Source organism: Isoptericola halotolerans, assembly GCF_003003075.1.
Classification (GTDB): Bacteria; Actinomycetota; Actinomycetes; order Actinomycetales; family Cellulomonadaceae; genus Isoptericola; species Isoptericola halotolerans_A.
Genome location: NZ_PVTX01000001.1, coordinates 532,048 through 543,658, shown reverse-complemented (window position 1 = coordinate 543,658; position 11,611 = coordinate 532,048). Strand labels below are relative to the sequence as shown.

The window sequence follows — 11,611 nt, the reverse complement described above, 5'->3', positions numbered from 1 at the left end:
GGTAGCGTCCGGCCGGCTCGTCGCCGCACCCGGGAACCGGGGCGGCGCGTCGATCGTCGTACACAATGGCCCGCCGGCCGTTCCCCTTTCGTCCGGCGGGCCACCACGCGTCCCCCACAGGAGAGCACCGATGAGCACGAGCTCCAGCCCGACCCCCGTCCTGCGCGCCGACGGCCTCGCCGCCGGGTACGGAGGGGCCGACGTCGTGCACGGCATCGATCTCGAGCTCACGCCCGGCGACGCCCCGGTCGGCATCGTCGGTCCGTCGGGTGCCGGCAAGTCCACCATCGTCCGCGCGCTGGTCGGCCAGGTGCGGCCCTCCGCCGGCCGCGTCACCTGGTCCGGGCGTACCGTCAGCCGGATCGGCCTGCGGGACAAGAAGGTGTTCCGCGCCCAGGTCCGCCGGGTGGCCCAGGAAGGCATCGCCGGCGTCGACCCCCGCACCTCCGTCGACCGCGTGATCGGCAAGGCGTTGAGCGACGCCCGCAAGGCCGGGCGCGCGAGCGGTCGCTCGGTGGAGGAGCTGCTCACCGACGTCGCGCTCGAGCCCCGCTTCGCGCCACGCCAGGTCGGCACCCTCTCGGGCGGCGAGAAGCAGCGGGTGGCGCTCGCCGCGGCGCTGGCCACCCGGCCAGGTGCCCTCCTGCTCGACGAGCCGCTGACCGCCGTCGACCCCGCGATGCGTGGCGAGGTGGTCCGCCGCCTGGGTGCCGCCGCCACCGAGGCAGGCACCGCGGTGCTGCTCGTCTCCCACGACCTCGAGCTCGTGGAGCGGCTGTGCCCGACGGTCCACGTGCTCGCGGAGGGGACGTTCGTCGCCTCCGGGTCGTTGTCCGCCGTGCTCGCCGAGGCCTCGCACCCCTCCGTCCGCGAGCTCGCCGAGGCCGCGCCCCGAGCCGTCCAACGCTTCCGCTGAGGAGGCGCCGCCGTCGTGTGCACGACGGGCACGGCCGGGTCGCCAGGGGTAATGTCGTCGCGGACCCCGGCCCCGAGTGCGGCGCGTGACGAGGAGTAGCGATGCTCACCCCAGAGTGCGGCGCGACCATGGTGACGCCATGAGCGAGGACGCCGCCACGTCGCTCCGGTCGCGGCTGGTGGGCACCTGGACCGTCGTCACCGTCGACGAGCTCTCCACCGCCCGCTCCCGCCTCCAGGAGACGCTCTGCACCGAGACTCCCACGCCCTGCGCGGAGACGGAGCCGACCCGCTCGCTGCTGCAGGACATCGTGCTCGTGGCGAGCGAGCTGACGGCCAACGCCCTGGAGCACGCCGGCGGCCCGGCCCGGCTGGACGTGGTCTCGGACGGCGTCGCCGTCACGGTCTCGGTCATGGACCGCTCGCCCGACAACCCTCCGGTGCTCACGACCGACCGTGAGCTGGGTGAGGGCGGCTTCGGTCTCCAGCTCACCCTGCGCATCGCCGACGACGTCGGCTGGTACCGCACGCCCGACGGCGCGAAGCACGTCTGGGCCCGGTTCGTCGTGGCGGACCCGCCGCCGGACGGCCCGCTGCCCTAGTCGCGCTTCCCCTGCATGCGTGCGCTCAGACGGAGGAGGCGTCGAAGCCGGTCGTCCGGACGGGCCGAGCCGGGACTCCGGCCACGATGGTGTCCGCCGGGACATCTCTGGTGACCACTGCGCCGGCTCCGACGATCGCGCCGTCACCGATGGTCACCCCGGGCACGACGGTGACCGAGGCGCCGAGCCACACTTTGCGCCCGATCGTGACGGGCGCCGGCGTCATGTCGGCTCGCCGTGCAGGGTCGACGGCGTGGTTGAGAGTGACGATGGTGCTGCCGTGGCCGATGAGTGTGCCGTCGCCGATGGTGATGCCCCCGGCGTCCTGGAACCGGCAGCCCATGTTCACGAAGACGCCGGCGCCAAGCGTGAGGTTCTTGCCGAACTCGCAGTAGAACGGCGGGAAGAGGGTCACCGACTCCTCGAGCGTCTGCCCGGTCAGCCGGGTGAGGAGAGCGCGCACCTCTTCCGGCGTCCGGTAGCCGCTGTTGAGCTCTGCGACCACGTGCAGCGCCTCCTGGGCGGCGCGGTGCATGAAGGCGTGCTCGTCCGAGCCGGCCTGGATGACGGACCCGCGGCCGACGTGCTGGAGGAAGTCCTGCAGCTCCATCACCGCTCCTGTCCTGCCGAGCCTGCGTGGGGTCGATGCTCACCGGTGCTGGGCCCGGTGACGGCTTGGTCAGCAGCCCAGGAGGCGAGCAGGCGCAGGCGCTCGGCCGACGGCGAGCCGGGCTCGGCCGTATAGACCATGAGCACCTGGCCGGGCTCGGCGGTGATGGCGAGCTCCTCGTACGCCAGTGTGAGCTCGCCGACCACGGGGTGGTGGAATCGCTTGGTGCCGGACCCGTGGCTGCGCACGTCGTGCGCGCCCCACAGCCGGCGAAACGTCTCGCTGCGGGTCGAGAGCTCCCCGACGAGATCTTGGAGGCCCTTGTCGTGCGGGTCACGGCCCGCTTCAGCACGCATGATCGCCACGCACATCTCGGCGAACAGGTCCCAGTCCGGGTAGAACTCCCGGGCCGCGGGGTCGAGGAACTGGAATCGCGCGAGGTTCGGCGTGCGGCCGCCGTCGCCGATGACCGGGGAGTAGAACGCGCGGCCGAGCGCGTTGGTCGCGAGCAGGTCCTGGCGCTGGTCACGGACGAAGGCGACGCCGTCGGTGATCGCCGCCAGCGCCCACTGCAGGCTCGCGCGCGGTGGTGCGGCCCGGGTCGCGCGCCGACGCGCACGGCCGGACGAGGGCACGCCGTCTGCGGCACGGGCGAGGTCGAACAGGTGCGCGCGCTCGGTGTCGTCGAGCTGCAGCGCCCGCGCGACGGCGTCGAGCACGGACGTCGACGCGCCGCCGATCGCCCCGCGCTCGAGCTTGGCGTAGTACTCGACGCTCACGCCGGCGAGGGCGGCGACCTCGCTGCGCCGCAGACCCGGCACGCGACGGTTCGCCCCACTGACGACACCCACAGACTCGGGGGTGACCTTGGCGCGCCGGGAGACGAGGAACTCGCGCACGTCCGCTCGGTTGTCCATGCTTCGACCGTAGGCCCCACGCGGCCGGCGAGGAACGCCACGTCGCGGGGTGTACTGCCGGTACACCCCACGACAGGCACTTCCACACGTCGAGGATCGGGCACACGGTGGGACCACCCATCCCGAGAAGGAGAACCTCATGCGCGGCGTGATCATGCACGGCCCCGGCGACGTCCGGATCGAGGACCGCGACGACCCGACGATCGTCGACCCGACCGACGCGGTCATCCGACTGGCCGCAACCTGTATCTGCGGCTCCGACCTGTGGCCCTACCGCGGTGCCGACCCCGTGGACCACGCGACGATGGGCCACGAGTACGTCGGTGTCGTGGAGGAGGTCGGCGCCGAGGTCACCACCGTCAAGCCCGGCGACTTCGTCGTGGGTTCGTTCGTCATCTCCGACGGCACCTGCGAGATCTGCCGCGCCGGCTTCCCGTCCAGCTGCGTGCACCGACTCTTCGTCGACGCTGCGATCGGTACCCAGGCGGAGAGGGCCCGCATCCCGTTCGCCGACGGCACGCTCGTCGCGACCCCCGGTCAGCCCGAACCCGACCTGGTCCCGCACCTGCTCGCCGCCTCCGACGTCCTGGGCACCGGCTGGTTCGCTGCCGTCGCCGCACAAGCCGGGCCGGGCAGGACTGTCGCCGTCGTCGGCGACGGCGCCGTCGGAATCATGGGTGTCCTTGCGGCCAAGCAGCTCGGCGCGGAGCGGATCATCGCCATGTCCCGGCACAAGGGCCGCCAGGACCTCGCCCGCCACTTCGGCGCCACAGACATCGTCGAGGAGCGTGGGGACGCCGGCGTGGCCCGGGTCAAGGAGCTCACCGGCGGCCTCGGCGCCCACTCGGTCATCGAGGCCGTCGGCACCCAGGAGTCGATGGTCCAGGCCATCAGCTCCGCTCGACCGGGCGGGAACGTCGGCTTCGTCGGCGTCACGCACGACGTCCAGCTGCCCGGCGAGCTGCTCTTCTTCTCCCAGGTGCAGATCCTCGGTGGCCCCGCCCCGGTCCGCCGGTTCCTGCCCGAGCTCATCCAGCTCATCTGGGACCGCACGATCGACCCGGGCAAGGTCTTCGACCTCACCCTCCCGCTCGAGCAGGCCGCCGAGGGGTACAAGGCCATGGACGAGCGCCGCGCCACCAAGGTGCTGCTCACCGTGTGATGACCGTTCGGCTGCCTGCCCCGTCCGCAGAGGCAGGCAGCCGTTCGACCCCGAAGGACCGGGACCTGGTCCTGTATTACGGCGACGTCGGCTACACCGACACGAGAGGACGACACACATGAGGCTCACCCGAAGCGGCGGCCGGACCGGCGCCGGGCCGCACGAGTGGTTCACCGGCACGGTCTACATCGACGGAGTTCGCGACCCTGATGACCAGTCCGCCGTGGGGTGCGCCCACGTGCGGTTCTCCCCCGGTGCCCGGACGGCATGGCACCACCACCCCAAGGGGCAGACGCTCTACGTGACCGACGGCATCGGCTACGTCGCCACTCGCGGCGGCGAGGTTCGTGAGATCCGGCCCGGCGACGTCGTATACATCGAACCCGGGGAGGAACACTGGCACGGCGCCGCACCCGACCGATTCATGGCCCACGTCGCGATCCAGGAGGCTGACGAGCACGGCCAGGTCGTGACCTGGCTCGAGCACGTCCCCGACGGTGACTACCAGCGACGCTGATTCCCCACCGTCCTGAGGGCGGCAGCCGACCTCGCACGGTGCCCTGCGATCTGTCCTCGAACCGGCCGGTTCGGGGACAGGACGGAGCCTGTTCAAGCGCGGTCGTAGGTGACGACGCGCACGCCCGACGAGAGCAGGGTCTCGTCGACCGGCCGGAACAGGTGGGACCGGAACGGGCCGTCGAAGAGCGGGACGCCGGAGCCGATCACGGACCGGTTCTGCTTGATCACGAGCCGGTCGATCTCCGGCAGCAGCGAGTGGGCGAGCCTGCCGCCGCCCACCAGCCACAGATCGAGCCCGCTCTCGGCCTTGAGTGCCCGCACGCGGCCCAGGGCGTCGCCGCGCACCAGCTCGACGGCCGGGTCCGGGCTGGTCGTCATGCTCGTGGAGAAGACGAGATGCCGCAGGTGGGGGTAGGCGTCGGTGAGGCCGGCGGCCAGCCCGACCTCGTACGAGGCGCGACCCTCGAGGACGGTGTCGAACGACCGCCCGGGTCCGTCGATCCCCATGGCCTCGCGGGCCGGGCCGGGCAAGGTCTCGGGGAAGTGCTCGACGATGAACTGCACGACGTCGGGCGTGACCGGGAGGTAGTCCGCCCCGCTCGGGTCGCCGCCGTCGGGTCCGGCGATGTAGCCGTCGAGGGTCGCGGCCACGTAGTACACGAGGTTGCGCATGGGTTCCTTCCGCAAGCCGGGCCGTTCCCGGCGGGCGTCTCAGCCTAGGGCGCTGAGAACGCAGGCATCACTTGCCCGCGGGGACGGACGACGGCGCGTACGTGCTGGGGTCGGAGCTCGCGACGACGACCTCGCGCAGCTCGGCGAGCCCGACGGACCGGGGCTCGCCGAGCACCCCCACGGCCCGCGCCTGCACGAGCACGTTGCCGAGCGCCGCGGCCTCCACCGCTCCGGTCACGACGGGCAGCCCGGTCGCCTCGGCGGTCAGGCGGCACAACAGCTCGTTGCGTACCCCGCCTCCGACGACGTGCACCGCCGTCACGTCGACGCCCGCCAGCTCGCCGGCCGTGCGGACCACCCGCGCGTACGCGGCCGCCAGCGAGTCGAGCACCGCACGCACCAGGGCCGCCCGGCTCGCGGGGACCTCCTGGCCGGCGGCGCGGGCCGCCTCGCGGAACCGGGCCGGCATGTCGCCCGGTGCGAGGAACACGTCGGCGTCGACGTCGACGACGCAGCGCCCGCCCGGCTCCCCGGCCGCGGCCGCCAGCAGCTCACCGAGGTCGACGTCCTCGCCACTGCGTCGCCACTCCCGAACGCACTCGTCGAGCACCCACAGGCCCATGACGTTGCGCAGGTAGCGCACCGTCCCGTCGAGGCCCAGCTCGTTGGTGAAGTTCGCCGTCCGGCTGGCCTCGCTCAGCACCGGGGCGTCCAGCTCGAGACCGACCAGCGACCACGTGCCCGACGAGATGTACGCCGCCCCGGGCACCAGCGGGACCGCCGCCACCGCCGAGGCCGTGTCGTGCGACGCGACCGCCACGACCGGGACGGGGCCGAGGCCGGACTGCTCCGCCAGAGCGGGCAGGAGCGGCCCCACCACGGTGCCCGGCTCGACGAGGTCCGGCAGGAGGTCCTCCAGGCCGGCGAGCCCGGGCACCTCCTCGCCGAGCCGGACGAGCATCTCGCGGGACCAGCGGCGTGCGCGGGCGTCGAGCAGCCCGGTGGTCGAGGCGTTGGTGACCTCGGCGACCTTCCGGCCGGTGAGCCAGCAGGTGATGAGGTCCGGCACGAGCAGCAGGCTGCGCGCCGTGCCCCAGCCCGCCTCGTGCGCACCGGCCGCGAGCTGGAACACCGTGGTGAACGGCAGGTGCTGCAGCCCGTTGACCGCGTACTGGTCCGCGGCCGGGATACCGGCGTAGACCCGCTCGGCCGCGCCCAGGATCCGCGGGTCCCGGTAGCTGCGCGGCGCACCGAGCAGGACGCCGTCGGCGTCGAGCAGCCCGTAGTCCACGGCCCACGAGTCGACGCCGATGCCCTGCACGACCGCGCCCCGAGCGGCCGCCTCCCGCCCGGCCTCGCGCAGCCCGGCGAGGATGCCCCGCCAGAGGGCGAGCACGTCCCACCGCAGGTCGGCGGCCTCACCGCCCGCCCGGGGCACCGGGACGGGCTCGTGGGGGAACCGCCCCGTCTCGACGAGCTCGACCCGGCGGGGCTCGCCGTGCACGACGCCGAGCATCACCCGGCCGCTGGTGGCCCCGAGGTCGACGGCCACGAACGCGGGCACCCTCTGTGGACCGCCTGCGCCGCCGTCGGGCCCCGGGGTGGCCGGGACGCGGCCCACGGCGCTCACCGGAGGAACGCCTGCGCCACGCCCGCGTCGACGGGCACGTGCAGGCCGGTGGTGTGGGAGAAGTCGGCCGTGCAGAGCGCGAACGCCGCGTTGGCGATGTTCTCCGGCAGCACCTCGCGCTTGAGCAGGGTGCGCTGGGCGTAGAAGGCGCCCAGGTCCTCCTCCTCGATCCCGTAGGTCTTGGCACGGTTGGCACCCCAGCCGGAGGCGAAGATGCCGGAGCCGCGCACGACGCCGTCGGGGTTGATGCCGTTGACCTTGATGCCGTGCTCGCCGAGCTCGGCCGCGAGCAGGCGCACCTGGTGGGCCTGGTCGGCCTTGGTGGCCGAGTAGGCGATGTTGTTCGGCCCGGCGAACACCGAGTTCTTGGACGAGATGTAGATGACGTCGCCGCCGAGCTGCTGGTCCACGAGGATGCGCGCGGCGTTCTTCGCCACGAGGAACGAGCCCTTGGCCATGACGTCGTGCTGCAGGTCCCAGTCGGCCTCGGTGGTCTCGAACAGGGACTTGGACAGCGACAGCCCGGCGTTGTTCACCACGATGTCGACGCCGCCGAACGCGAGCACGGCCTCGTTCAGGGCGGCCTGGACGGCGGCCTCGTCGGCGACGTTCGCCGCCACGCCGATCGCGACGTCGCTGCTGCCGATCGCTGTGTTGATCTCAGAAGCCACGCCGCGGGACTTCTCCAGGTCGAGGTCCGCGACGACGACGCAGGCACCCTCCGCGGCGAGCCGCTCGGCGATGGCCCTGCCGATGCCGGACGCGGCGCCGGTGACGAACGCGATGCGGGTCGCGAGCGGCTTCGGCTTCGGCTTGCGCTGCAGCTTGGCCTCCTCCAGCGCCCAGTACTCGATCCGGAACTTCTCGGACTCGTCGATCGGCGCATAGGTGGAGAGGGCCTCGGCGCCGCGCATCACGTTGATGGCGTTGACGTAGAACTCGCCGGCCACGCGGGCGGTCTGCTTGTCCGCGCCGTAGGAGAACATGCCCACACCCGGCACCAGGACGATCAGCGGGTCGGCGCCACGGATCGCCGGCGGCTCCTCGCCGCGGGCGCGCGCCTCGGCGGCGCCGCGCTCGTAGTACGCGGTGTAGTCGGCGCGGTAGGCCTCGTGGAGCCGCGGCAGGCGCTCGACGATCTCCTCGACGGACGCTGTCGCGGGCAGGTCGACGACCAGCGGCTTGACCTTGGTCCGCAGGAAGTGGTCCGGGCAGGACGTGCCCAGGGCGGCGAGCTCGGGGTGCCGCTCGGCGGCGAGGAAGTCGAGGACGACGTCGGCGTCGGTGAAGTGGCCGACCTGCGGCTTGTCCTGCGAGGCGATCGCGCGCAGGTGCGGAGCCAGCGCCGCGGCCTTGGCACGACGCTCGGCCGCGGGCAGCGCGCCGTAGCCGTCCAGGGCGGAGCCGAACGGGTCGGGCCTGCCGTTCTCGGCGATGTACGCGGCGGCGGTGTCGATGATCCACAGCGAGTTCTGCTCGCACTCCTCGGCGGAGGCACCCCACGCCGTGATGCCGTGGCCGCCCAGGACGGTGCCGATCGCGTCGGGGTGCTGCGCCTTGATCTCGGCGATGTCGAGCCCGAGCTGGAAGCCGGGCCGGCGCCACGGCACCCACACGACCTTGTCGCCGAAGATCTTCTGCGTCAGCTCCGGGCCGTCCTCGGCGGTGGCGATCGCGATGCCGGAGTCGGGGTGCAGGTGGTCCACGTGAGCGGCGTCGACCAGGCCGTGCATGGCGGTGTCGATGCTCGGCGCGGCGCCGCCCTTGCCGTGCAGGCAGTAGTCGAACGCGGCGACCATCTCGTCCTCGCGCTCGACGCCCGGGTAGACGTCCACCAGGGCGCGCATGCGGTCCAGGCGCAGCACCGCCAGGCCCTGCTCGGTGAGGGTGCCCAGGTCGCCGCCGGAGCCCTTGACCCACAGCAGCTCGACGGCCTGCCCGGTCACCGGGTCGGTCTCGGTGCCCTTCGCGGAGGTGTTGCCCCCGGCGTAGTTGGTGTTCTTCGGGTCGGCGCCCAGGCGGTTGGACCGCTCGACCAGAGCGGCAACGGTCTCGTTGGTCATCGAAAGCTCCATCAGTCGTTCGCTGTCAGGCGGGTGGTTCGTGGGCGGTGCCGACGAGGCCGTCGACGGTGAGCCAGGCGGCGATGCGTGCCAGGCTCCGGGCGCATCCCGGGTCGTCGGGCTGGTTGAGGTGTCCGTGGAACGTGCCGTCCTCGCGCACGAGAGACACGTCGGTCCCGGCCGCGGCCAGCTCGGCCGCGTAGGCCTCCCCCGACGACCGCAGCGCGTCGTGGTCGGAGTTGACGATCAGCGTGGGCGGCAGACCGCGCAGGTCCGTCCCGCCGGGGAACGCGTACGGCGACTCGGACCCGCGATCGTGCCCGAGGTAGTTGTCGTTCATCGCGCGGACCACCTCCGGCGGGAAGTCACGCCCCTCCGGCAGCGCGGCCACCTTCTCGGCGAGCTCGGGGCTCGCGGCCGGCAGCCCGTCGTGCACCACGGGGTAGGCGAGCACCGTGCTGCGCGGGGTCCGCTGGGCGGGGGCCGACGGCGGCACCTGCGTCCCGGCGTCGGACTCCGCTCCCCCGTCGGCCGCGGCGTCGTCGCGCAGACGCAGCGAGGCTCCGGCCGCCAGGTTGCCACCGGCACTGGCGCCGCCCAGGGACCAGGAGCCCGCCGGGGCCCCGAGGTCGGCGGCGACCGCCCAGCGGAAGGCATGGACCACCTCGTCGTGCGCGACCGGGAACCGCACACCGCCCGGCTCGGCGGACGCCTCGAGGTCCTCCCGGTCCATGGGCGGGCAGAGCCGGTAGTCCACGCTCGCCACGACGACGCCCTGCGCCGCGAGGGTGCGCGCGACGAGGTCCGCCTCGGGCATGTCGAGGTCCCCGTGCATGAACCCGCCGCCGTGGGCCCAGACGAGCCCCGCGACGGGGGTGACGCCGTCGGCCACCGCGTAGACCCGCACGCGCAGGTCACCGTGCGGGCCGTCGAGCACGTGCTCCGTGACCTCGCCCGTGGTCGTCGTGGTCGTGCTCACGCGCCCCACCCGGCCTGCTGGCCGCCGACGCGCTCGGCGGCGATCTTCGGCAGGTAACCGGACTGCGCGAACGCGGCCATCGGGTCCTCGGGCAGGCCGCGCGCGGCGCGGTACTCGGCGAGCGCGGGGCGCACGTCGGTGTAGAACGCGTCCATGTAGATCGCGTTGGCGCCGAGCACGTCGCCCGACTCCTGCGCCTTGGCGAGCGCGTCGCGGTCGATCAGCAGGGCTCGTGCCGTCATCTCCTGGACGTTGAGCACCGACCGGATCTGGCCGGGCACCTTGTCCTCGACGTTGTGGCACTGGTCGAGCATGAGCGCCACCTGCGAGCCCTCGTCGAGGCCGCCGCCGCGGATGACCTCGGCCATGATGCGGAAGAGCTGGAACGGGTCGGCCGCACCCACGATGAGGTCGTCGTCGGCGTAGAACCGCGAGTTGAAGTCGAAGGACCCGAGCTTTCCCAGGCGCAGGAGCTGCGCGACGATGAACTCGATGTTGGTGCCCGGCGCGTGGTGGCCGGTGTCGAGGCAGACGAACGCCTTGTCGCCCAGCGCCGCCACCTGCGCGTACGAGGTGCCCCAGTCCGGCACGTCCATGTGGTAGAACGCCGGCTCGAAGAACTTGTACTCGAGCACCATGCGCTGGGAGTCGCCGAGCCGGGCGTAGATCTCGGTCAGGGCCTCGTGCAGGAGGTCCTGACGGGTCCGGATGTCGGCCTGGCCGGGGTAGTTCGTGCCGTCGGCCAGCCAGATCTTCAGGTCCTGCGACCCGGTGGCGTCCATGATCTCGATGCACTCGAGGTGGTGGTCGATCGCCTGGCGGCGCACGCCCGGGTCGGTGTGCGTCAGGGAGCCGAGCTTGTAGGCGTCGTCCTGGAAGGTGTTGGAGTTGATCGTGCCCAGGGCCACGCCCTGGTCGTTCGCGTAGCGCTGCAGCGCCGCGTAGTCGTCGACCTTGTCCCACGGGATGTGCAGGGCCACCGTCGGCGCGAGGCCGGTGAGCCGGTGGACCTGCGCGGCGTCGGCGATCTTCTCCTCGGGGTTGCGCGGGGTGCCCGGCGTGGAGAAGACCTTGAAGCGGGTCCCGGAGTTGCCGTAGGCCCAGGAGGGGACCTCGATGGCGAGGCGGTCCAGGACCGGAGTGATGTCGTCGAAGCTGGGCATGGTCGTCCTTTTCAGTTCTCGGTGGTGCTGCTCGCCGCGAGCTGCGTCTCGAGGTGGAAGATCGGGGTGAGCTCGGTCATGGTCTCGTCGGGGCCGGCGCCGTCGAAGAACTCGGCCATCTCGGCCTGCCAGCGCGCGTTGACCTCGTGCAGGCCCATGTCCGCCCGGGCGGCGTCCGGGTCGTCGCTCTCGAAGTAGCCGACCACCGTGCCGTCCGGGGCCGTGAAGATCGAGTAGTTGCGCCAACCGGTGGCGTGCAGGGCGCGCAGCATCTCCGGCCAGACCGCGGCGTGGCGCCGCGAGTACTCGTCGAGCCGGTCCGGGCGCACCCGGAACCGGAACATCACGCGGCGCGTGCCGCTGTCCGTGCGAACCACCG

At 72.7% G+C, this 11,611-nt stretch carries 12 protein-coding genes; 4 read left to right on the top strand and 8 right to left on the bottom strand.

Annotation, left to right across the window (positions count from 1 at the left end; genetic code table 11):
* Nucleotides 1–130: 130 nt before the first annotated feature.
* Nucleotides 131–916, top strand: a complete 786-nt coding sequence (locus BCL65_RS02580) for an ABC transporter ATP-binding protein (RefSeq protein WP_106264835.1) — start codon at nucleotides 131–133, stop codon at nucleotides 914–916.
* A gap of 139 nt (nucleotides 917–1,055) precedes the next feature.
* Nucleotides 1,056–1,517: an ATP-binding protein gene (locus BCL65_RS02575; protein WP_106264834.1), complete on the top strand. Its 462-nt coding sequence runs from the start codon at nucleotides 1,056–1,058 to the stop codon at nucleotides 1,515–1,517.
* 25 nt (nucleotides 1,518–1,542) lie between these two features.
* Here the strand turns inward: BCL65_RS02575 and BCL65_RS02570 are convergent, their stop codons facing one another.
* Both BCL65_RS02570 and BCL65_RS02565 read right to left on the bottom strand, forming a co-directional pair.
* Nucleotides 1,543–2,127: a sugar O-acetyltransferase gene (locus BCL65_RS02570; RefSeq protein ID WP_106264832.1), complete on the bottom strand. Its 585-nt coding sequence runs from the start codon at nucleotides 2,125–2,127 to the stop codon at nucleotides 1,543–1,545.
* Nucleotides 2,127–3,044, bottom strand: a complete 918-nt coding sequence (locus BCL65_RS02565) for a helix-turn-helix transcriptional regulator (protein ID WP_106264830.1) — start codon at nucleotides 3,042–3,044, stop codon at nucleotides 2,127–2,129. Before BCL65_RS02565 ends, BCL65_RS02570 begins: the two co-directional genes overlap by 1 nt.
* Before the next feature lie 139 nt (nucleotides 3,045–3,183).
* Between BCL65_RS02565 and BCL65_RS02560 the strand changes: the two genes are divergently transcribed.
* On the top strand, nucleotides 3,184–4,206 hold the full coding sequence (locus BCL65_RS02560) for a zinc-dependent alcohol dehydrogenase family protein (RefSeq protein WP_106264828.1): 1,023 nt from the start codon (nucleotides 3,184–3,186) through the stop codon (nucleotides 4,204–4,206).
* Between the two features lie 118 nt (nucleotides 4,207–4,324).
* The gene (locus BCL65_RS02555; RefSeq protein WP_106264826.1) at nucleotides 4,325–4,723 is read left to right on the top strand and encodes a (R)-mandelonitrile lyase; all 399 of its coding nucleotides are present in this window, start codon (nucleotides 4,325–4,327) and stop codon (nucleotides 4,721–4,723) included.
* A gap of 92 nt (nucleotides 4,724–4,815) precedes the next feature.
* Here the strand turns inward: BCL65_RS02555 and BCL65_RS02550 are convergent, their stop codons facing one another.
* The 6 genes from BCL65_RS02550 to BCL65_RS02525 form a co-directional block, all read right to left on the bottom strand.
* Nucleotides 4,816–5,397, bottom strand: a complete 582-nt coding sequence (locus BCL65_RS02550; RefSeq protein ID WP_106264824.1) for a dihydrofolate reductase family protein — start codon at nucleotides 5,395–5,397, stop codon at nucleotides 4,816–4,818.
* Nucleotides 5,398–5,464: 67 nt separating this feature from the next.
* Nucleotides 5,465–6,913, bottom strand: coding sequence for a rhamnulokinase (locus BCL65_RS02545; protein WP_243400817.1), 1,449 nt, complete (start codon nucleotides 6,911–6,913; stop codon nucleotides 5,465–5,467).
* Between the two features lie 110 nt (nucleotides 6,914–7,023).
* Nucleotides 7,024–9,090 carry a bifunctional aldolase/short-chain dehydrogenase gene (locus BCL65_RS02540; RefSeq protein ID WP_165799943.1) on the bottom strand — a complete coding sequence of 689 codons (2,067 nt, stop codon included), beginning with the start codon at nucleotides 9,088–9,090 and terminating at the stop codon, nucleotides 7,024–7,026.
* A 25-nt stretch (nucleotides 9,091–9,115) separates the two neighbouring features.
* Nucleotides 9,116–10,069, bottom strand: coding sequence for an alpha/beta hydrolase fold domain-containing protein (locus tag BCL65_RS02535; protein WP_243400799.1), 954 nt, complete (start codon nucleotides 10,067–10,069; stop codon nucleotides 9,116–9,118).
* Nucleotides 10,066–11,232: an L-rhamnose isomerase gene (gene rhaI / locus BCL65_RS02530; protein WP_106264818.1), complete on the bottom strand. Its 1,167-nt coding sequence runs from the start codon at nucleotides 11,230–11,232 to the stop codon at nucleotides 10,066–10,068. Before rhaI ends, BCL65_RS02535 begins: the two co-directional genes overlap by 4 nt.
* Nucleotides 11,233–11,243: 11 nt before the next feature.
* Complete coding sequence (locus BCL65_RS02525; RefSeq protein ID WP_106265194.1) at nucleotides 11,244–11,576, bottom strand: L-rhamnose mutarotase; 333 nt, start codon at nucleotides 11,574–11,576, stop codon at nucleotides 11,244–11,246.
* Nucleotides 11,577–11,611 lie beyond the last annotated feature (35 nt).